The 19,868-nt window shown below is 34.7% G+C and carries 23 protein-coding genes and 2 pseudogenes; 12 read left to right on the top strand and 13 right to left on the bottom strand.

From position 1 onward, the window contains the following. Positions 1-452: 452 nt before the first annotated feature. On the top strand, positions 453-686 hold the full coding sequence (locus tag ACZ9EE_RS01490; protein ID WP_476024898.1) for a hypothetical protein: 234 nt from the start codon (positions 453-455) through the stop codon (positions 684-686). Between the two features lie 256 nt (positions 687-942). On the opposite strand, the gene ACZ9EE_RS01495 is transcribed toward ACZ9EE_RS01490, so the two are convergent. Continuing rightward, entirely contained in the window at positions 943-1,305 is a 363-nt protein-coding gene (locus tag ACZ9EE_RS01495; RefSeq protein ID WP_476024899.1) for a hypothetical protein, read from the bottom strand. Positions 1,306-1,696: 391 nt separating this feature from the next. Here ACZ9EE_RS01495 and ACZ9EE_RS01500 point away from each other — a divergent pair, with 391 nt between their 5' ends. From ACZ9EE_RS01500 to ACZ9EE_RS01510, 3 genes are all read left to right on the top strand, one after another. Continuing rightward, complete coding sequence (locus ACZ9EE_RS01500; RefSeq protein WP_476024900.1) at positions 1,697-2,242, top strand: restriction endonuclease; 546 nt, start codon at positions 1,697-1,699, stop codon at positions 2,240-2,242. A 14-nt stretch (positions 2,243-2,256) separates the two neighbouring features. Further along, positions 2,257-2,430, top strand: coding sequence for a hypothetical protein (locus tag ACZ9EE_RS01505; protein WP_476024901.1), 174 nt, complete (start codon positions 2,257-2,259; stop codon positions 2,428-2,430). Between the two features lie 495 nt (positions 2,431-2,925). Beyond that, positions 2,926-3,561, top strand: a complete 636-nt coding sequence (locus ACZ9EE_RS01510; RefSeq protein ID WP_476024902.1) for a hypothetical protein — start codon at positions 2,926-2,928, stop codon at positions 3,559-3,561. Between the two features lie 106 nt (positions 3,562-3,667). On the opposite strand, the gene ACZ9EE_RS01515 is transcribed toward ACZ9EE_RS01510, so the two are convergent. Next, positions 3,668-3,925, bottom strand: coding sequence for a hypothetical protein (locus ACZ9EE_RS01515; protein WP_476024903.1), 258 nt, complete (start codon positions 3,923-3,925; stop codon positions 3,668-3,670). A gap of 152 nt (positions 3,926-4,077) precedes the next feature. Between ACZ9EE_RS01515 and ACZ9EE_RS01520 the strand changes: the two genes are divergently transcribed. From ACZ9EE_RS01520 to istB, 3 genes are all read left to right on the top strand, one after another. After that, a complete protein-coding gene (locus ACZ9EE_RS01520) occupies positions 4,078-4,854 on the top strand; it encodes a hypothetical protein (RefSeq protein WP_476024904.1) in 777 nt (258 codons plus the stop codon). 169 nt (positions 4,855-5,023) lie between these two features. Then, positions 5,024-6,274, top strand: a complete 1,251-nt coding sequence (istA, locus tag ACZ9EE_RS01525; protein WP_476024905.1) for an IS21 family transposase — start codon at positions 5,024-5,026, stop codon at positions 6,272-6,274. Next, positions 6,271-7,023 carry an IS21-like element helper ATPase IstB gene (istB, locus tag ACZ9EE_RS01530; RefSeq protein ID WP_476024906.1) on the top strand — a complete coding sequence of 251 codons (753 nt, stop codon included), beginning with the start codon at positions 6,271-6,273 and terminating at the stop codon, positions 7,021-7,023. The genes istA and istB overlap by 4 nt, the downstream gene beginning before the upstream one ends. Positions 7,024-7,136: 113 nt before the next feature. Here istB and darG read toward each other — a convergent pair whose 3' ends face one another. Then, the gene (gene darG, locus ACZ9EE_RS01535) at positions 7,137-8,180 is read right to left on the bottom strand and encodes a type II toxin-antitoxin system antitoxin DNA ADP-ribosyl glycohydrolase DarG (protein WP_476024907.1); all 1,044 of its coding nucleotides are present in this window, start codon (positions 8,178-8,180) and stop codon (positions 7,137-7,139) included. 74 nt (positions 8,181-8,254) lie between these two features. On the opposite strand from darG, the gene ACZ9EE_RS01540 reads away from it, so the two are divergent. Beyond that, positions 8,255-9,253, top strand: a complete 999-nt coding sequence (locus ACZ9EE_RS01540) for a DarT ssDNA thymidine ADP-ribosyltransferase family protein (protein ID WP_476024908.1) — start codon at positions 8,255-8,257, stop codon at positions 9,251-9,253. Positions 9,254-9,360: 107 nt separating this feature from the next. Here the strand turns inward: ACZ9EE_RS01540 and ACZ9EE_RS01545 are convergent, their stop codons facing one another. The 5 genes from ACZ9EE_RS01545 to ACZ9EE_RS01565 are packed head-to-tail and all read right to left on the bottom strand — an operon-like array spanning position 9,361 to position 11,093. Next, positions 9,361-9,678, bottom strand: a complete 318-nt coding sequence (locus tag ACZ9EE_RS01545; RefSeq protein WP_476024909.1) for a hypothetical protein — start codon at positions 9,676-9,678, stop codon at positions 9,361-9,363. A 13-nt stretch (positions 9,679-9,691) separates the two neighbouring features. Further along, on the bottom strand, positions 9,692-9,910 hold the full coding sequence (locus ACZ9EE_RS01550; protein ID WP_476024910.1) for a hypothetical protein: 219 nt from the start codon (positions 9,908-9,910) through the stop codon (positions 9,692-9,694). A 60-nt stretch (positions 9,911-9,970) separates the two neighbouring features. Further along, complete coding sequence (locus ACZ9EE_RS01555) at positions 9,971-10,159, bottom strand: hypothetical protein (protein WP_476024911.1); 189 nt, start codon at positions 10,157-10,159, stop codon at positions 9,971-9,973. Next, positions 10,156-10,830, bottom strand: coding sequence for a hypothetical protein (locus ACZ9EE_RS01560; RefSeq protein WP_476024912.1), 675 nt, complete (start codon positions 10,828-10,830; stop codon positions 10,156-10,158). Before ACZ9EE_RS01560 ends, ACZ9EE_RS01555 begins: the two co-directional genes overlap by 4 nt. A 2-nt stretch (positions 10,831-10,832) precedes the next feature. Continuing rightward, a complete protein-coding gene (locus ACZ9EE_RS01565; protein WP_476024913.1) occupies positions 10,833-11,093 on the bottom strand; it encodes a helix-turn-helix domain-containing protein in 261 nt (86 codons plus the stop codon). A gap of 332 nt (positions 11,094-11,425) precedes the next feature. On the opposite strand from ACZ9EE_RS01565, the gene ACZ9EE_RS01570 reads away from it, so the two are divergent. Further along, entirely contained in the window at positions 11,426-11,596 is a 171-nt protein-coding gene (locus ACZ9EE_RS01570; protein WP_476024914.1) for a hypothetical protein, read from the top strand. A gap of 778 nt (positions 11,597-12,374) precedes the next feature. Next, positions 12,375-12,836: a family 1 glycosylhydrolase gene (locus ACZ9EE_RS01575; protein ID WP_476024915.1), complete on the top strand. Its 462-nt coding sequence runs from the start codon at positions 12,375-12,377 to the stop codon at positions 12,834-12,836. A 534-nt stretch (positions 12,837-13,370) separates the two neighbouring features. Here the strand turns inward: ACZ9EE_RS01575 and ACZ9EE_RS01580 are convergent. Then, positions 13,371-13,553, bottom strand: a pseudogene (locus ACZ9EE_RS01580) (IS110 family RNA-guided transposase); the annotation flags it as partial. A gap of 339 nt (positions 13,554-13,892) precedes the next feature. Here ACZ9EE_RS01580 and ACZ9EE_RS01585 point away from each other — a divergent pair. Then, positions 13,893-14,342, top strand: coding sequence for a hypothetical protein (locus ACZ9EE_RS01585; protein WP_476024916.1), 450 nt, complete (start codon positions 13,893-13,895; stop codon positions 14,340-14,342). Between the two features lie 88 nt (positions 14,343-14,430). Here ACZ9EE_RS01585 and ACZ9EE_RS01590 read toward each other — a convergent pair whose 3' ends face one another. Then, entirely contained in the window at positions 14,431-15,666 is a 1,236-nt protein-coding gene (locus ACZ9EE_RS01590) for a cysteine desulfurase (protein ID WP_476024917.1), read from the bottom strand. A 112-nt stretch (positions 15,667-15,778) separates the two neighbouring features. Between ACZ9EE_RS01590 and ACZ9EE_RS01595 the strand changes: the two genes are divergently transcribed. Beyond that, on the top strand, positions 15,779-16,600 hold the full coding sequence (locus tag ACZ9EE_RS01595) for a LysR family transcriptional regulator (RefSeq protein ID WP_476024918.1): 822 nt from the start codon (positions 15,779-15,781) through the stop codon (positions 16,598-16,600). A 156-nt stretch (positions 16,601-16,756) separates the two neighbouring features. Here the strand turns inward: ACZ9EE_RS01595 and ACZ9EE_RS01600 are convergent. The 3 genes and pseudogenes from ACZ9EE_RS01600 to ACZ9EE_RS01610 form a co-directional block, all read right to left on the bottom strand. Further along, positions 16,757-18,109: pseudogene (locus ACZ9EE_RS01600) on the bottom strand (SDR family oxidoreductase). A 5-nt stretch (positions 18,110-18,114) separates the two neighbouring features. Beyond that, on the bottom strand, positions 18,115-18,726 hold the full coding sequence (locus ACZ9EE_RS01605) for a recombinase family protein (RefSeq protein ID WP_476024919.1): 612 nt from the start codon (positions 18,724-18,726) through the stop codon (positions 18,115-18,117). A 414-nt stretch (positions 18,727-19,140) separates the two neighbouring features. Next, positions 19,141-19,821, bottom strand: a complete 681-nt coding sequence (locus tag ACZ9EE_RS01610) for a class I SAM-dependent methyltransferase (protein WP_476024920.1) — start codon at positions 19,819-19,821, stop codon at positions 19,141-19,143. Positions 19,822-19,868: the final 47 nt, after the last annotated feature.

The following is a 19,868-nucleotide window of genomic DNA, read 5'->3' on the forward strand; positions in this document are numbered from 1 at the left end:
GTATTTTTTATATGGAAATTACCTATGCAATAAGACGTTATTAGACCACAATAACTTGCCCTACAATAGCTATAATGATTGATAATGGGTAATAAGGTCAATTGGTTAAACAAGTGAGTAGTGGAAAGTCATAGGACCATATAGAGGGTGATTAGGAAACAACGATATACCAACAGATATGACAGTAACTAAGAGGACCAGTAACGGCACCGACTGGCCCACAATCACTAGTCAATATCAGCATAAAAAGAAATAAAAACAGTGACAAGCAATAGAGATCAGCACACTTCTTGTCTGTTTCAATGACGATTAGACCTTTATGGCGGAAGGGGTACACGGGGGGACTGGGGGGCATCCGGGGTCCGGTCTGGTGCTTACTATTTTTACGCAACATTTTGAAAACTTCGCTGGATTTATATGGTATTATTGAGTTAAAAAAGGGAGTACACAAAATGGAAACAAAATTTGGTGCATTACTTAGTATCATTATAGTCCTACTTGGTGTACTACATAATTACGTAGAGTCTCCAATAGTACCTTTATCTATGGGAGTACTTTTCTTAATTCTACTTGGGATGGCTTTGGTCAAAGCAATTAAGGAAAAGGAAAGATGGCGTGTATACGGTGTGATAGTGTTAACAGTAATTTTGGGGGTTTTGATGCTAAACTACTTTAATATCTTTTAATGTCGCTGAGGGCGATTCTAAGCGAATTACTTTAATCTAGTGAACAACCACCTTACTTAATTCAATGTAATCCGTTATGACACGTCCCCCTTGTCAATGGTTATAGATTCAGAGAATCTCGGTTGATGTTGGTAAAGGTACTGAGGTTTAAAAGATGTGATTAAAAAATTATAAGAAGAAGGGTGGGAAATCCTAACCCCACCCTTTTTTGCAAATTCTATTATTTATGTGGTTTGAAAGTAGGAATTTAATCGCACTATCGTAATCTGGTTGCCTTTGTATTTTTCTGTAATTCATTTTGCATAGCCGTAATTTCTGCTGCTGTTACTGAGGTTACTGGAAAAAGAGGGGCAAATTCTGTAATGGAACAGATACTGATATATAAGTCAGCATAAAACCGATTAAAAGTTCCAATAGGAGTAAAGACCAGTTTTTGCACATTTTCCATATGAAGGACCTGATCATCAATAACCTTTCTGATAGTTCCCTCAAGAAAAACCTCATTGCCTTCTTCATAAACGTCTGCAAAAAAATCCTCGAACTTTTCCAGTTGTTCTGCCATTTCCTCAACACAACAACATTCTTTATCACCTTTAGAACCATGTGAACCATGTGACATTGTAATGCACTTCCTTTCAAAGTAATTGGTTTACATTACTAAAGTATGCAAGAATTAAAGGCCTGTCCTATGCAAAAGCACTACAAAATTCGCCTGTTTTTAACTACAACGTAATACCGTTAGCGTTAATACTCCCCTCTATTCAAGGATAAGGGAACCTAAGAACCTCGGTTGACTTTGGTAAATGGTAATCAGTTTGAAAAGAGGGGCTAATGATGAAAGGAAGGGGGAAGGGTTCCTAGGGAAATTTCAATTTAAGATTAATGGAGTCGTTAAAGAAAATTTTCCCAACGGATTTAAATACCCTGAATAGACTGTTATTGACCACAATAAAATCAATTAGGATAATAAAAGCAGAATATGAAATTTATAGAAATAGAGGGATAGGGCTATGTCGGATACATTCATTATTTTAAAATTTTTTCTCTTTGAAACGCCATTGATTTTTATCATTATAGGGATAGTTGTAGTAATAGTTATTGGTAGATTCATTATCGAAGACATTATTGAAGAAAGAAGAAAAAAAGAGGACAGGGAAAAGTTAAGTCAATCAGATATTTATGATGTTGACAGAATGGACGGTATTGAGTTTGAAATGTATCTAGAGGTACTGTTTGAAAAGATTGGATTTAAAACAAAACGAACACAAGCGTCTAATGATTACGGGGCAGACTTGGTATTGGAAGGACAGGAACGGATCGTAATTCAGGCTAAGAGATATAACAGCACAGTAGGAATAAAAGCTGTTCAAGAAATTAGTTCAGCAAGGGCTTTCTATAATGCAACGGGGGCTTGGGTGGTAACCAATAACTACTTTACAACACCAGCTATGAGACTTGCACAATCAACAGGTGTAAGGCTAATTGACCGTGATGAATTGGTTGACTTAATCTTAAGTTCTCAAAGAGGGCCGAGGGAAACTCGTAATAGTAATTAAGGAGGGAGTATTGAATGGATACCTATATTGAGTATGAGGAATTAACCACAGAGGAAATAAATAAAAAAATAGAGGATTACCTAAAGCAATATAATAAGTTATGTGCACGACTAACATCATTAAATGTTGAAATGAATCTAGCTTATGATGAACTTAGAAAAAGGACTAGTATCCTAAACCATTATTAGTTGATAAGGATCTCTTATGAGGGCTAATTTTGGAACTATAAAATACATATACCGTAAAAAGTGTTACCGTAGTTGGTAGCACCTTTTTTTATATAGACGGTAAGGGTACACCAAGATTGAGTAAAATACTGTATATTGAATTTCTTAAAAATCTTTTCGGATGGGGATTGGATAACTTTAATGAAGTATGGTCTTGTTGAACTAACAGGACAATCTTAACAAGTTAATTATTCGCTTTAATATTGCAAATAATATTCTGTTTTAACTACACCTAACTACACCTAACTACACCTAACTACACCTAACTACACCTAACTACACCTAACTACACTTAACTATATCTAATTGAACTTAAGGTCTCTAAACTCTGTGTAACTTAACTCTATGAAACTTAACTTAAAGTCACTTAACTTACGAAAATAAAAGAATGTATAAATCTCAGAACAAGTGGGATATTAGGGATAGGACGTCCTAAATAATATTAGGAGGTAGCAGATGAAAAAAAAATCTTATCATGAAGAAAAAATTGAAATTGTTGAGGTAGCGGGTTCTTTCAATGGAGAAAAGATTTCAATAAAAGTACCACGTTTGAACAGTTCTACTTCAGAATGGAATAAAAGAACTAGCTTAATTAAGCAGATTGACAATGAGATATTATATTGGGGAGTTTGGTTAGAAGAGTCGTCCCTTGTAATTCATTCTGGTACAGTTGGAAGTATTTTGGAAATAAAGAAAATACAATTGTCTCTTTCTAGAAATGGAGAAAAAGAATTGAAAGAATTAGTAAATGAAAAGATACAAGATGGCTTTAGATTTGTAGAAGAGAATGACTTAACTTTACTTTTAGTGACCTTTAACTATGAAGCTGATGAAATTGAAAAAACCCATGAGAAAAGACAATATGTTCAGGTTGTAATTGAAAGATGTTTATTATTTACTGGAAATGGTTATTGTGATGGCGGAGGCAACGGGATGGGAGTTGCAGAGATTTTTAACTATGCTTTAGATGTTAATAAAGCAGTTCAAGAAATTATAGAGGAACTTGAAAATGAAAACTTAATTGAAGGAGTGGAGATTTCCTATTTTGACAAAGAGGAGGATGCAAGTATAACATTGTTCCCATTAGATTAGACTGTGAATTTCATAGAGTAAAGAGTTTCGCAATACTCTTTACTATTTTTTATGGGATAAGAAACTAAAAGGAGTCGGGAAACTCTGACTCCTTTTATATGTACCGTTATTTACTTTTTCTAAGTGAAGAAACCACCCTTAATTCTGTGATTGGTTTATCCGATACGATAAATGACCTTTTGTACTCAGGGTATTTATTAACTATTTCTTCATAAGTACCTTTGTCCTTAATAAATTCAGGCTTATAGAAAAAACATTTAGCATGTTGTATCTGTGTGAACATGGTGTCAGTGTAAACTATTTCTGTTCTTTTAAATGGTTTGCTACAAACCTCACAATGAGGCTGCACTTTTTCCTTCCGCATAAAACACCTCCCTTCACACTAAACGATACACTAAGGAAGACAAAAATACTTTAAAAGTCCCGAAGATTCATAAATCATCCACATATATCTATGGTAAAATTTAACTAGACAAATAGCTAGAAGTGAAAAACTAAAAGGATGTATGTATAAGTATGAAACTCTCTGTTAATGATTTATACATTAAGTATGATATTTCCAAATGGCAAGATTTTAAACCTGATATTCCACAATACTCCAAATTTTTACCCCATGAAATATTAGCTGGTTTTAAAATTGAAGATGTTTATCATCAATTTAGTAATGCACGTTCATCCTTACTCTTTATGGAAGTAGAAAATTATGGACAGCTTATTTCAAAGAATGATAGTTTGCATCTTTCATTTATCAGGTCAAAGTTCTTATTTGATTCATTGGCACATTATAATTATTGTATTGATTTATCCTGGCAAGTGCTTTTTTTATATTTTGGTGAAGAAGACTACGGAATGATTCAGTATAGAAATAGATATTTAAAGGCCACAAAGGAATGCAATCAAGAGGCCTTACGATTAAGAATGTGTCTAGCTAGACAAAGGAAGCAGTATACAATAGTAGAGAATTTTTTAAAACTATCTCTAACAAAAGAGATTCGTGAGGCCTACAATTATTTAAAACACAGAGGTACTTACCATATAAACGGATTAGGATTAAATGAGAAAAAAGTGCCAATTAGTTACAATGGATTAACTTTAAATATGGTTAATCGAGATGAAATTGATTTAAAAGAATGGAAACAAAAACTTATTGATTTTGACATTTCTTTTTACAATTATTTTGAGGAAATAATTTATCAGATAATGCCAAAAGATTATATCAGCAAAAATTTTGATGTTGGTGACTTTTTAGGTGTTTTAAATAGATTGGAAAAATGGAATATCGAAAATAACTAATAGGTGTAGCATTTTATTTGGTTGCACCTAGTTTCCACAATATTTTTCTAATTTGTTCACGTGTGTAAAAAACGGTGTTAAAATCCCCAATATAAACGGTTAAAAATTCCCCAAAAATAACGGATAATTGTCTCGATACATCAAAAATCTTTTTGAGTGGAGAGGCAATATGTTAAAGGATGGGGAATTTTTTATGATTAGAGAGTTACACCAGAAAGGATGGACTCAAACTGCAATTGCAGAAGAAACCGGGTTTGATAGAAAAACTATTAGGAAGTACATAAATCAAAATCAGCTTCCTAAAAGAACGGAGAGTAAAAAAAGTAAGGTAAGTAAATTAGATGCATACAAAGATTATTTGTTAAAGCGATTGAAAGAAGGAACAACAAATTGTGTTGTTTTGTTAGAAGAGATTCAAGCAATGGGCTATGATGGTCAAATCACTATCCTAAGGGAGTTTATAAGCCCCTACCGGGCAAAACCAAATAAACAATCAAGTATTCGTTTTGAAACTCCTCCAGGTAAGCAAGCTCAAATGGATTGGGGCGAACTCGGAGAGCATGAGGTCGATGGTAAGAGGAAAAAACTTTATGTTTTTGTCATTGTTCTTGGGTATTCGAGAATGAAATACATGGAGATCACAACCTCTATGAATATGGAACAACTGATGAAGTGTCACATGAATGCTTTCTCGTATTTTAATGGTGTTCCTTCTCAGATTCTTTACGATAATATGAAAACTGTAGTGATAAAACATAGTCCAACAGAAATTCGGTTTAATCGCAAATTTGAGGAATTTTTAGCTTACTATGGTATTGTTCCAAAAGCTTGTAAACCAGCACGACCTCAATCTAAAGGTAAAGTGGAAAGTGCAGTCGGATATATGAAGAAGAACTTTATGCAGCGGAAATTGGAGCCTTCCTTGATAAAGATGAATGAGAGTCTACTAGAATGGCTGGATAAAATAGCTAATAAAAAACCAAATCAAACTACTAAAGAAGCCCCCTTTGATCGTTTTGAAGTGGAGCAAGAGAAATTACTAAATTGGAACCAACGACCTTTATTCCCTATGAATAAGTGGACAACTACAACAGTTGACCCACAGGGATTTATCTCTTACGATAACAAACTTTATTCTGTCCCCTTCCGATATAAAGGATCAGAAGTAAAAATTAAAGAGACCTTAGAGCATCATATTGAGGTTTACTACGAACTTGATTGCATTGCCACACATCCGATAATCAAAGGGATTACCCAATCAATTGCACAACTTAAACATTATAAAGAGAACGAAAAAGAAGAGACGAAAGTGACAACTAAAGGTTTGGCGACCGGTCACAATCCTCTCTCTGGTCCAAAAGTGGAACAGCGTTCCCTTCTGGTTTATGAAGAACAGTCAAAGGCTGGTGAATATGAATGAACACTGACCTTTTAACTGAACGTCTTAAAAGTGTAGGTTTTGATATAACCTCAAATTTAATAGAAGGCATTTTGGAAGATGCCTCTAAGAATAATGTATCATATTCTGACTTTCTTAACACGGTGTTATTACAAGAAATTGAAAATAAAGAAAGGAAAAATCTAGATAGAAGGCTAAAAAAATCAAAACTGCCATTCTATAAAAAAATTGAGGATTTTGATTTTGAGTTTCAATCAAGTATAAGCGAACGTAGAATTAAAGAAGCAATGACTTGCCGCTTCATACAAAATGGCGAGAATATATTACTCTTGGGCCCTCCAGGTGTTGGAAAGACTCATCTAGCAATCGGTTTAACAATAGAAGCACTAGAACAAGGAAATACAGCCTATTATACAAGATGCGATGATTTTATTCTGTCATGTAAAAAGGCAGAGCAGCGAGGAACTACTGGTCGCTTGGTAAATAAATTATCAAAGCCCGATGTTTTAATTATTGATGAAATGGGATACTTTCCATTTGATGACCTTAGTGCAAATTTATTGTTTCAGATCATTTCAAAAAGATATGAGCATGGATCGGTCATTATTACATCCAATAAATCCTACGTTGAATGGGGAAAGATATTTGGAGATGACGTTTTAGCAACTGCTGTCCTCGACCGTTTATTGCATCACTCTACAACGTTTAATATTAAAGGACAATCATATAGATTAAGAGAAAAACAACGGGCAGGCGTTCAACCTATTTAAGGTTGAACGCTGAAATTGGTAAATGGGGAAAAATAAACCGGTGTTGACACGTGTAAGGTTTCCAATAAAAAAACACTCAAAAACATTTGTTTATTGAGTGCAATAAAATAAATTTAAAATAATTCAAGTGATAAATTTTCCGGTTCAAAGTAGATACTATCTATTCTATTTATAGCCTTTTCTATTAAAGGTGAGTTTGGTATGTGATTATTTTTTTCCATCCATGCAATAACTTTGTCTTGAAGTTCTTTGAGATTTAAATTTTCATTAAATTTAAACCAATGTGTAACTGAAAGAGTTAGAAGACCCTCATAACTTTCAAACCCCTTTATTAAGGATTTAACCAAGAGATATTCTGGGTCAGCCATTATATCTTTTTTTTGTGGGAAGTTAAGGGTTAGAACTTTGATTTGTGTAGGCTGATTCGGGTCAACTTTTTCAATAGGTTGGATATAATATTCTTTTAATTTGTAAATTATTCCATTTATATCTTGTAAATAGGGTCCTTTATCTCTTAGTTCAAATTTCATTTTTTTACTTTTAAAATTTAAGAAATAACTAATGATTTGAGTTTGGATAAAGCTTAACATTGGACCTTTTGTTGCTTTATTATAGTCATTCATCAAAAGTAATAGTTTTTTTCGATCCGCATTTAATCTAGGCTTTTTCGTTGTACTTTTAGTTTTCTTATCTTTTGTAATAGATGGTTCATAAATAATTATTTCAACATTATTTAATGGATTTAATTTATTCTCTATTAAGGGTTTTACAATATTCCAATCAAGATTTCCATTACCACAACCAAGTGCTGGCATAGCAACTGATTTAATATTATACTCTGTTATTAACTTAACTAAATCATCTAAACCCTCTTCAATATATTCGATTCTTGAGGGATTCCGCCAGTGTTTTTTAGTAGGAAAGTTAATTATAAACTTTGTTTTTTCGTTATTAGGAATCTTGTATATAAAGCTTTTACCAATTGTTAGTTCTTTGCTAGAACATTTATCTTTGTATATTAGGAAGTTTTCGGAATATCGTTTCTTGAACTCTAAAGCAATTCCTTTTCCCATTATACCAACACAGTTAACTGTATTTATAACTGCTTCAACTTGATTTATTTGTTTGAAAAGGTCACCTTTTTCATAAATAATCATTTGTTCACACTCCTTAAGCCTATTATATATGGTAATATTTATAATATATATAACTTTTTTAGGGGGATTGGACTATGCAATCTGTTGTTTCAGCTAAGCAATTATTACTAAGTTCACATGTCAAAAAACATTTACCACCAGGATGTGAGTGGTGGTCTAAATATATATATCATTTTAGCCATGTAACGAACATAGCATCTATCTTAAATGATGATTTATTGAGGTCTAGAAATCAAGTAAAAAATTTAGATAATAAAATCTTAAATGATAACGCTAGTAGTGATGTAATTGGCGGGACAGAAGAAGAATATAAAGATTATGTACGTTTCTATTTTAGACCTTTAACCCCCACCCAATTTCACAATGAAGGAATACGGGCCAAACATGAAATAACAAACCTTGGTGCACATTGCCCAGTGCCAGTATTTTTATTGTTTGATCCAGCAATGTTAGACGAAAGTAATGTGTTTTTTTCGTATGAAAGTTTAGCTTCACATTATCCTGTACCACTATATCAAGGGATTGAAAAATTAGCTGAAGCACCATTTCACTATATCTATCATAATGAAAGTACTTATAACCTTGATGGGACACAAATTCGGAAAAATCGCCAGGCAGAAATAGTGATTAAAGATCAATGTAATTTACAATATCTACAAAAAATTGTGTGTAGAACTAAAGCAGAAGCAGATACGTTGAATGAATTATTAGACTTTTTTGCATTGGTTGAATATAGTGATAAGATTTGTTACTTAGACGAGGGTACTTTTGATACTACGGATTCAAAAACGATATTCCACGGTGATTTCTTAAAACTATTGAATGTGTATCAGAATAAAAGTAATTTAAAGGTTGAATTTAATAAAATTGATCGTTATCCAAGAAATATAGATATAAGATGGTCTGGTAGAGGAGGTAAACCTATTTGTGAATTTATTAGAGAAGATTATGTCATATCTTCAAACAAACTAAGTATTACAATGAACGGTTTACTTGAAGGGCATGATTTTGTAAAAGTTGTAATAAAGTTAGATGGACATTTAGTTTACTGTAATTCATATAATTTTAGATAATTTTCTATCCCAGCAGTATCTCCATTAAAATTTAGGGCCTACCCTGTAACTGGTTGGCCCTTTTATAGTAACCTATTTTTTTTAAGTTGATGTTTTACTTGGCTAGGTTAAACTTGAAATAATTTAGTAATCTGACTTACTGAATAGCCCTTAATATATAGATCAATTACTTCACCCCGTTGTTTCTTATTTAACCTTTTATATTCATTACCTTTAATAAAGCGATCTGCCCCGCATACATGCCGTTGAGTTTTTAATAGAAAGTTAGGTTTGGCGTAAAAGGTCTGACCGCAAACTAAACAATGATGTAAGATACTTGATTTACCATTCAGGAACCGTTCAATAGGTACAATTTTTCCATTGTAATGTAGGTCAAGTACTCGCTGGTATGGTCTATTTTCATTTACATAGTTTAATTCAACCAATCTCCTTACCTCCTTACCTATTAAAAATTGTCACATATGGCAATTTACTAACTTTAATACGCAGGGCAATGGTTCTACCTTCTGAATCTTTTTCAAGGTCTAAAACCGCATTTATTTTGCAATTTTCTAACCTTCTAATATGCTTTGGGACTGTACTATAAATGTCCCATTGTTTTGTAATTGGTTCGTAAATAATAACTGTCTCTTGTTCGGGTCTATCGTAATAAGCCACTTTTAACACCCCTTATAAAAGTAAAAGGGACCACTTTTTTTAGCGGTCCTCAATGTTTGTTTATTCTGTTGGATTGTCGTCCTGTTTACGGAAAAATATGATTCCATTAGTCTTGTATTTAATCTTAGGTTGGTTCATATTCTTGATGGCCTCACCAATTGTCTCACTGTTTGTTACCTTGATAGGGATGTCCTGTTTAGGTCCTTCCTCAAGCCCCTTTATTATCTTAATTAGATTATCATTATTCATTTAATATCACTCTCCGGCTTTTTAATCCATTGAGGTACTTGTCCATTGTCGATAGCTGAAAATAAATCATTCCTTCCAATTATGGTAGGCATTGATTCACTATAAGTTGGTTTCCCCACGTGACTAGGAAAAGCATACTGTAAATGCGGATATGCATGCTTTACAGAAGAATCCTCAAATATCTCGAATACTGGACCGGCAACTTCTTTATACTGTTCGTTCATGGCCTTACTTAGATCAGCAATTGCTTTAATCATTTCGTAACGTAATCGGTCGACTATCTCATTAGCGTTATACTGACCTGCATTGTTCTTCTTGTCTTTTTCAATTGCGTATAGGAATAAAGGTACATGTTTCATTTTTAAAGCTGCCCTTTCTTCCTGTAATTCCTCTAACATTGAGTTGATAACGTCAGTCTCATAAATGATTTCCTTAGCTTGCTTCTTAAGGTAAATAGTTTCACTAACGTCAATAGTCACTTCTTGTTCCATAAGGTTCTTTGTATGCTGTTCCTGTAATGCCTCAAATTCTTTCTTTAGGTGATGTTCACGTTCAATTAGTGAACTTTTATCAGCTTTATAAACCTCAATAACCTTCTTGACTTCATGAAACAGGTCCATATCCTTGATGGCCTTATCAATGGCTTTACGATCTACACTAACCTTTAACATAGTTAATAACCACCCATACTTTCTTGTTTATAAGCTAACTCCAACATAATTTCGATACTAGATAATTCAACCTTTGAAATATTTAATTTGCGTAAAGTCTCAATAAAACGTGACTGATAAAGGGATGTAAATTCTAATTGTCCTTTTTCTAGTTTAGCTAAGGTCGATTTATCGACTTGCATTACCAGTTCCATTTGCTGTAATGTTAAGCCTCTTAATAACCGGACATAACGAATGTAATGATAAGTAAATTCTCTATCCATGTTTTCACCTCTTTGAATTTTGTTATATGCAATGCAAAAAGGGCTAGAAAACTTAAGACAATTAACCTTAAGTTAAATAACCCTAAATTAGGATATTTAAGGAGTTTAATAGATAAACAAGGAGAAGAAAAACTATTAAAACTCCCTATTAGATAGGCTACTAGATCAAACAGGATACAGGTAATGATTCTATTTTTTAGAAAAATGATTAAAGCATATCTAGCTTTTGATAAAGCCTATTTCTAAAAAAGGGGAAATAATTTGTCCTATTCATTGCCTTTTTTACAAGTGTATTCATGTATAACTAACGCACACTTGGTGGAGGAAATAAGATGAATATAGAGAAATTGTTTGCAAAAGAATTGGAAGAAATAAAGGAATTATTATTAGATACTGAATTACAGTTTAAGGGAATAGAAAAAATGCTGGATGAGTTTGATTCGAGGATTAAGGACAAGGCTGAAAAAGAAGGCCTTGTATCTCAAGAAAAGTATCATAAATAAATTTTCTTCTTGATATGGTAAAAAAGTAGGCTATAATAATACTAAGGAATTAGACATGAATACTAGTGATTTATTTAGAAAAATACTAGTGAAATTTATAGATTAAAACTGATTTGACGCTGATTTGACGGGGATTTGACTGTACTAACGAAAAAGTAAAAGAGTCAAAAGACAACCCACAGTCTTCAAAACTGCTTGAGACCTGCGTGCCAGGTCTGGTGGGTTCGATTCCCACGCAGTCCCGCCAACCTTGATATATAAGGGTTTTAGAAGAGTTTTTATGAAGTTAATGAGGGAATTTTTATGATTAAAAAAAGTATAAAACTGCCTTTTGGCCACAACTTGGTCACAACCATTTATTTAAGAAATCTATTTTATCAGTTGCTCTAGTAGATGTGCAGCTTCTTTTTGCATGTTCGGTAAGACAATTAACGATGAATGAAGTGAACCTGCCAGTTACGCTGCGTGATATTTTTTCAAGGATTGGTTTTATACCACCGGTGGGCATTGAGAGAGAAGCTTGGGTGGCGCCAAAGTGGAGAGAATCGGCAGCTCATTTATGTGATACGACTATAGATAATTACTTTACCTTTCATATGATTTCGGATAAGGAGTCCATTAGGTTACTAAAGGGAACTCATAGGAAGGCACGGGAGGTAATTAAGAGTGTGAGCCCACAAACTCAAGTCGGATTATCAATGGCTCTTTCTGATATACAGCCCATTCAAGGTGGGGAAGAAATTGCCTCGAAAAAATGGACTAGTTATTTGAACAATATTTGGATGCCATTGAAGATGACGACTTTTTTGGGCTTCAAAATTATACCCGTGAGGTGTACGGTCCAGGAGGTCAATTTAGACCTTCTGAAGGAGCAGAACTTACTCAAATGGGATATGAATTTTATCCGGAAGCGCTTCCAAGTGTTATTCGCAAGGTCGCTAAGGTTTTGCCAATTCCAATTATAATTACCGAACATGGTGTAGCAACGGATAATGATGAAAGACGTGTAGAATTTATACGTAGAGGTTTGGAAGGTTTACAGGATTGTCTTGAGGAAGGAATTGAAGTTAGAGGTTATCTCCACTGGTCCACTTTTGACAATTTTGAATGGCAATCGGGCTATGCGATGAAATTTGGTCTTATTGAGGTTGAGCGTTCCACACAGCAACGGAAACCGAAAGAAAGTGCCCGTTATTTAGGGAGAATTGCTCAAAAGAACTCACTTGTTACAATTAGATAATGGTTAAAAATCCCACGTTTTACGTGGGATTTTTTTGTTAGGATTGACGACTTATGACAACTACTCTCTAAGAAATTGTGAATTTATACACTTAAACTCCCTCAGTTTAATACGAATATCTCCCGAATACTCGCTTATTCGCAGGATTTCATACAACTGTAATTAGTACTGACTAAAAGAAGGGGGAACAGATCCGTTATTGGCACGTGAAGGCATAGTGAAATAAAGGAGTGTTATTAAACTCCATGATTTACCACATGATGTACATTCTCCACGCCGCCCCTGGAGGCTTTCCCTCCCATGTCTCAACGGGTCATTTGCCCTTTCATTCCTTCGTCATGCCTATCCAGGAGGTGGAGGCCAGTTTTGCTAACGGGATGGGTCTGTGCCCTTTTGTTTAAGTAATCTGGTACTCCGTACATATTTGAAATCCTACGAATAAGCCAACATTCGGCTTGTGTAAGCTCTATTTAAATCAGATAATGTTATTGTTAAATGTCCTATAAAAACTAGCAATTTTATACGGCTATTGTTCTAAGCTGCTAAAGGTGTTAAAGCTTGTACCTTATCAGGGTTATAGGATTCATTTCGGCGAGCAATCCCCACTAAAATTCTAGCCAATTTACCAAGTAATTTCATAATTGATTTCATCTTCTTTAATTTTTTAACCTTAACATTATGAGAGTGAATTGCATGAAATTCGGAGTTGTTCATTATTTGAGGTTATCTATTATAACCTGATGAAGAAATGAGTCGAGAGGTGTCAAGCTGGGATAAAAAAATTTGAAGTTCGCTTGATAATATCTATAAGCTTATTTTGGAAGGAGACATCTAAAGGTGTCTTCTTTTGTCCGTGTTGCGGCAAGCTCCACTTTAGGGTGAAGTCCCGAATGCAACCGTTATTCAGCTGGGAAATACTAGATGAGGGCTACCATAGAGTGAAAAGGATCAATGTTACCCACAGAGACCTCTCTTTACCCTGCCAGACAAGTGTCCGAACTCAATGTATAAATTTCCATTTTTAAAAAATACTAATTTAAAAAGAGGTTTGAAATAATGGTAGGTTTTATTCGAATTGGAATTTTTGTTGTATCATGGTTGTCCATTGTATTTTTACCAAAAGGGGTTTTTAAAAAATATGCACCAGTTGCAAATTTGGCTATCACCTTTGTTTTACTACAAAGCTTAATATCGATACCATATAAATTGTGGACAGTCAAAGGTGGGATGAAAGAAAAGATCTTTAATGATCTAAGCTTTATCCTGGGACCTTATATCATGGGAACTATATGGATATTTCATTTCACTTTCGGTAAATTTGGTTTATATTTTTTAGTGAATGCCATTATCAACTTTTTATTTGCTTATCCTATAAGTTGGATATGTAAAAAGTTAAATATCTTTAAATTGGTTAATTTTAAACCGATTTATCTTTTTGTCATACAAGTTTTTTATTCAATTTGCATTTATGGTTACCAATTATTCTTAAACAAGCCCAAACATTAACTCAGTTTGGGCTTATTAATAATAAATTGAATATCCTTGTTATATTCAATCAAAGATTAAATACATCATTCTACTTTTTTTGGATGAATTAAATAACAAATACATCTTCAAAGTAGGCTTTTGCTTTTTTTATTCCATTAATGAGTAAATTAATGTCTTCTTCTGTATTGTAAAGATAAAAACTAGCACGTGCAGTAGCTGATACATTTAACCATTTCATTAAAGGTTGGCAGCAGTGGTGTCCGGCTCTAATTGCAATCCCTTCCTGATCTAAAACGGTTGCTAAATCATGGGGGTGAACATTATCTACATTAAATGTAATTAATCCACCTCTTTGTTCAGGGTTGATTGGTCCATATATTGAAATCCCTTTAATCAAGGATAGTTGCTCCAATGCATAATTAGCTAGTTTTTTCTCATGAAGTCGTATCGTTTCCAGTCCAATTCGACACAAAAAATCTATTGCAGCCCCAAGACCTATTGCTCCAGCAATTATGGGAGTACCACCTTCAAACTTCCAAGGAAGCTCTTTCCATGTAGAATCATATAAACCAACAAAATCAATCATTTCTCCTCCATATTCAATAGGAGGCATATTTTCCAATATTTCTTTTTTACCGTATAAAACTCCTATTCCAGTTGGGCCCATCATTTTGTGACCAGAAAACGCTAAGAAATCACAATCAAGGTCTTGAACGTCTACCTTAAGATGGGAAACACTTTGGGCTGCATCAACGCAAATGACTGCTCCTTGTTTATGTGCTAGCATTCCGACTTCCTTTATAGGATTAATTGTTCCTAATACATTTGAAACATGTGTAATGGAAATAAATTTCGTTTTGGCCGTTATTGATTCCTTTACATTGTTCAGATCTAACGTTCCATCTAGCGATAGAGGAATGTACTTTAATATCGCTCCTGTTTTTTTTGCCGCCTGCTGCCATGGTATAAGATTGCTATGATGCTCCATCTGGGTAATTAAAATTTCATCACCTTCTTTGAGAAACTCCCTTACGTAACTTTGAGCAACTAAATTTAAGGAAGAAGTCGTTCCTCGTGTAAAAATAATTTCTGCCGATTCCTTTGCATTTATAAAAGTTTTAACTTTGTCCCTCGCACCTTCGTAGGCATCTGTTGCTTTTACACCTAAAGTATGTGCCCCTCTGTGTGCATTTGAATTGTAAGTTCGGTAATAGGTTTCTAATGTATCTATTACTACTTTCGGCTTTTGTGAGGTTGCGGCGTTATCTAAATAGACTAAAGGGTGCCCATTGACAGATTGGTCCAAAATGGGGAAGTGAGTTTTTATTGCATTTAGGTTCATTTTATATACTCCTCTCAATCATTCAATAACTTTATTTTGACAGCGAAAAGGGTATAATACAAATATCATTAATTTCATGTTTTTATGACAAAAAGGTTATGGATGATGTTTTATGAATAATAATCACTTGTCTGTATTTATGAGAGTCATGGATACAGGTAATATTAGTCAGGTTGCAAAGGAAATTCACGTCAGCCAACCCGCTATCACGAAGATGCTTAAACGGCTAGAACAAGATGTAGGAGTCCCCTTATATACAGTAGTTGGAAGGAATCTAACTGCAACAGACGCTGGTCTGACCTTAATGGAATATGCAGAATCAATTTTATCTTTAGAAGAGCAAGCATATCGGGCAATGGAGGAGTTTCAGCAAGGCAGTCGAGGAAGAATTGTTGTAGGTACTTCTCGAGTATTAGGTACATATTTATTACCAAGCATTATACTTTCTTTTAATGAAAACCATTCAAATATCACTGTCGATTTGGAAATAAGGGCAGATCAGGAAATTGAAAGTTTAGTTCGATCTGGAAGTATTGATATAGGTATAACATTAACACCTCCAGAGGATCATTTTTCTTTAAGAATAAGGAAAATCTCCGATGATCAATTAATAGGGGTACAGGCTCCATGTCCGATTAATTCAAAAACGATTTTTATTCCTTCTGACATCCCCTTATCAATTAAAGGGAAAATAAATGACCAAACCAAGAGCATTTTTTCAACTGAGGCTGTAAAGCAATATGTAATAAAAGGAATGGGATATGGTATAGTATTAAAATCGACTGTGGAATTGGAGGTCTCTTGTGGGAGATTAAAATATTGGGATGGATATGTATCGAACTCAATTATAACCAATGTTATAACACGCCCAGCGGAACGTCTTTCTAAAAGTGTATGGTTTTTTCTAGATAATTTAACTGATAATAATCTTTAATGGAGGAAATTCTTCAAGTAGGACAACGGTTAATTACAATTCATGTATCACTATCCAAGAAAGTCATGGAAACAGGTAATATCTAAGAAGGGGTGCCGCAAGTGGCGGTACCCCAATAAAACATATAAAGTAAATCAAACAATACAAAATGCTTTTTTACCGAGCCGACCATCCGCCGTCAACAAGATAGACTTGACCGGTAATAAAATCAGATTCATCCGAGGAAAGAAATAACGCCATGTTGGCTATATCTTCCGGTTTTCCCATTCTACCAACTAATGTTTGAGAATTATATTCCGCTTCCATTTCAGGTGTAATGCCGCCTAATATTGGAGTTTTTCGAAGATAATTAAAGCGACTTTTTAGAAGATCCAAATAGTCATAATCAAGTGGCCGGGATAGCATTTTGGCTTCTTCTACAGATTCAACAAACTTTTCCCACGGCATGATCATTTCTAGCATAGTAAAAGGATCAAGGCCCTCATCTCGCGCTTTAATAAGAGCATCACTAAAGTCTGCGAAATTTACAACTTTCTCATTCACAGCTTTGCCGTTTTGTTTCTGGAGTTCTTCTTGTTGTTTTCGACCTTTTGATTGCAGGGTTAAAATTTGCTTATTGTGGATTTCAAATGCTTGCTCAACTAAATCTTGAGCTAAATCCAAAAGGTACGCTACCAATATTGTATATCGTTTTTTGCTTCATGAAAGCGTCGAAAGGACCGCGGCTCATATCGTGCGCCTAGACGCGAGAGCTGCCTGAGCCGATTTGGGTGGATTTCTTTAGTATCAATATGTAGTTGCAAGCCCCGTATATAATCTAATCTCTCAATAACCTTTAAAAAGGCTTCAGGAGAGAATTGTCCTGTGGTTTCTTTTAGCCAACCAAGTTTAGTTTTTCCAGTACCAATTACAGGTTCAATAAGCTTGTCTAGTTTCTGTTTATGGTAAGAAGTTAGAGCACCGTGAATCTGGCGGTAAATCCGTTCTTCCGCACGGTATCGCGCTTCCCATACGACCCTCTCAATGGTTGTAATAGCTGGCAGGATAATTTTTGAGCGACGCAGCTCGTCTAATGCTGCACGAATCAAATGAACTGTATTCCCGTTTTCCAGCGCTAGCTTAAATAAGTACTTTAACAATCGTCGATAATCGTTCGTTGTAAACGTGGTAAACCCATATTCCTCGCGTATTTCTTTCAGATGATCCCATAGCGTGTTTTCCCTTCGGGCATACAAGGAAAATACGCTTGGCTCAATATTAAGTTGTTTTGCTAAATAGTTAAGCAAAAAATCGGGGATTTGGTTTGATATCGGTTAAACTCCAACCTGGATAACGGAGTAGTGCTAATTGGACGGCAAAGTCTAATCGGTTGTAGTCCCGTCGATGACTATGAATGATTTCCAAATCATGTTGTGAGAAGGTGTAGTAAGTAGCAAGTTCTCTTTTACCATTGGGAGGTACCATCCATTCTAATCGTTGGTCTGTTGTAAGAAGTTCTTTTCCTCGCAAGGTATTCACCTCTTTCTTTGATTTTCATACTCCTTTACACGTCGATAAAAGGTATTTGGCTTTAAATCAAGACGCTTCATTCCTTCTGTCGCAGTAATTAATCCAGATTTCCACTCATCATACACCTGAATGAAATCCGCATTGATCTCGTACTTACGTCGCCCGAATTTCACTCCCTTATTCTTTGCTACTTCAATTCCTTCAGCCTGCCGTTGTCTATTTTTTTTACGTTCTTGCTCAGCGACATAAGAAAGTACACTTAAAAATTGGTCCTCCATTAACTTCCCAAGATCACCCATTCCCCGGAATTTCCGGCTGTCAAAAAGCGTCTCATTCTCTAATACCACAATATCTGCGTTTAACTTTCGTGTAATATACTTCCATTCTCGAATAATCCCATCATAATCCCGACCTAATCGGTCTAGTGCATCAAGGTATATCAAATCCCCTTCGCGAATGATTAGGAGCATCGCCTGATACTGCGGACGATTAAAATCTTTTCCACTTTGTTTATCAATGAAGATATAATGTTCTTCAATTCTATGTTCACGAAATTTCTTAAGCTGCCGTTCTGGATTTTGATCCTTAGCTGAAACACGAACGTATCCCAATTTCAAAAATAGCCACTCCCTCCAAAAACTATTAATCTATGTCAAAAAGTATATCAACAATATGAAATATTTCAAAATGAATAAGCATACTTAATGACACGCGGAATATTACCTGTTTTCCAACGTGTCATTAAGTATGCTTTTTGACAGTAGCCACAACATGAAAAACACCTTATATTACTGTTGTTTAAAATCGTTAGTCATTTTATTCAACAAAAGGGCGCATTTCCGGAGCAAGAAATGCGCATCTAAAACTTACTGTTATAGACAGCGAACTGTAATTCAGGTGAAAATGCAGTTCATTAAACTAAATAGAGAGCGTTAGTTCGATCATAGGCCTTAGGCTGCCGAATCGTTCGGAAGCCTTCCTCAGCTAATCAGGTAAAATAGGAGGAGGGTGAAGTGAATTTATTTACGGGATTAAAGGGCTTTTTTTCCGAAAAATACAGCAAAATCTAAGTATTTGTACATACAATCTACTTCTGCAAAACCTGCTTCCTCCAACCAACTGATCTGATCCTCCAATTTAGCGTTAATATCCAGTTTCCTTCTTTCCACGGAGGCGTCAATTGCTTCTTGAGAAAGACCACTTTCATTAATATATTCAAGCCAGCGTTGACGATAATACAGATCTGTACTCTCGGTGTTGCCTTGTACCTGATCGGCATTCACGAAAATACCACCATTTCGTAGTAATCGGAATATGGTTTTAAACAGCTGTCTTTTTGAAGTATGAGTCAAATGGTGGATGGATAACGATGAGATTACAAAGTCATACGAATCAGCATACACATGGCTTGAATAATCAGCAACGATATATTGAACGTTGGATGTATAATTAAATCTTCTACGAGCGCCTTCCAGCATTTTATCGCTCAAGTCAATGAGTGTTAGATGTGCATTAGGGTACTTCTGCAAAACCAAGCTTGAAAACAGCCCGGTTCCCGCACCCAAATCTAGGATACGAGGGGAAGGTTCCACACTATTCACTAAAGACAAGGCCATCCCATAGAATTCATCAAAGCATGGTATAAGTGGTCTCCTTTGACGGTCGTAATCACTAGCAACGGCATCAAACAGAATCTTTACGGATTGCTTCATATACATTCTCCTCCACAACGATATAATAGTTTCTGAAAACAAGTAAT

The organism is Bacillus sp. URHA0034, assembly GCF_056280405.1.

Bases quoted from the DNA above. Each gene is read 5' to 3' on its own strand.
- ACZ9EE_RS01490 (WP_476024898.1), top strand. From the start codon at position 453: ATGGAAACAAAATTTGGTGCATTACTTAGTATCATTATAGTCCTACTT.
- ACZ9EE_RS01495 (WP_476024899.1), bottom strand. From the start codon at position 1,305: ATGTCACATGGTTCACATGGTTCTAAAGGTGATAAAGAATGTTGTTGT.
- ACZ9EE_RS01500 (WP_476024900.1), top strand. From the start codon at position 1,697: ATGTCGGATACATTCATTATTTTAAAATTTTTTCTCTTTGAAACGCCA.
- ACZ9EE_RS01505 (WP_476024901.1), top strand. From the start codon at position 2,257: ATGGATACCTATATTGAGTATGAGGAATTAACCACAGAGGAAATAAAT.
- ACZ9EE_RS01510 (WP_476024902.1), top strand. From the start codon at position 2,926: ATGAAAAAAAAATCTTATCATGAAGAAAAAATTGAAATTGTTGAGGTA.
- ACZ9EE_RS01515 (WP_476024903.1), bottom strand. From the start codon at position 3,925: ATGCGGAAGGAAAAAGTGCAGCCTCATTGTGAGGTTTGTAGCAAACCA.
- ACZ9EE_RS01520 (WP_476024904.1), top strand. From the start codon at position 4,078: ATGAAACTCTCTGTTAATGATTTATACATTAAGTATGATATTTCCAAA.
- istA (WP_476024905.1), top strand. From the start codon at position 5,024: ATGTTAAAGGATGGGGAATTTTTTATGATTAGAGAGTTACACCAGAAA.
- istB (WP_476024906.1), top strand. From the start codon at position 6,271: ATGAACACTGACCTTTTAACTGAACGTCTTAAAAGTGTAGGTTTTGAT.
- darG (WP_476024907.1), bottom strand. From the start codon at position 8,180: ATGATTATTTATGAAAAAGGTGACCTTTTCAAACAAATAAATCAAGTT.
- ACZ9EE_RS01540 (WP_476024908.1), top strand. From the start codon at position 8,255: ATGCAATCTGTTGTTTCAGCTAAGCAATTATTACTAAGTTCACATGTC.
- ACZ9EE_RS01555 (WP_476024911.1), bottom strand. From the start codon at position 10,159: ATGAATAATGATAATCTAATTAAGATAATAAAGGGGCTTGAGGAAGGA.
- ACZ9EE_RS01560 (WP_476024912.1), bottom strand. From the start codon at position 10,830: ATGTTAAAGGTTAGTGTAGATCGTAAAGCCATTGATAAGGCCATCAAG.
- ACZ9EE_RS01565 (WP_476024913.1), bottom strand. From the start codon at position 11,093: ATGGATAGAGAATTTACTTATCATTACATTCGTTATGTCCGGTTATTA.
- ACZ9EE_RS01570 (WP_476024914.1), top strand. From the start codon at position 11,426: ATGAATATAGAGAAATTGTTTGCAAAAGAATTGGAAGAAATAAAGGAA.
- ACZ9EE_RS01585 (WP_476024916.1), top strand. From the start codon at position 13,893: ATGGTAGGTTTTATTCGAATTGGAATTTTTGTTGTATCATGGTTGTCC.
- ACZ9EE_RS01590 (WP_476024917.1), bottom strand. From the start codon at position 15,666: ATGAACCTAAATGCAATAAAAACTCACTTCCCCATTTTGGACCAATCT.
- ACZ9EE_RS01595 (WP_476024918.1), top strand. From the start codon at position 15,779: ATGAATAATAATCACTTGTCTGTATTTATGAGAGTCATGGATACAGGT.
- ACZ9EE_RS01610 (WP_476024920.1), bottom strand. From the start codon at position 19,821: ATGAAGCAATCCGTAAAGATTCTGTTTGATGCCGTTGCTAGTGATTAC.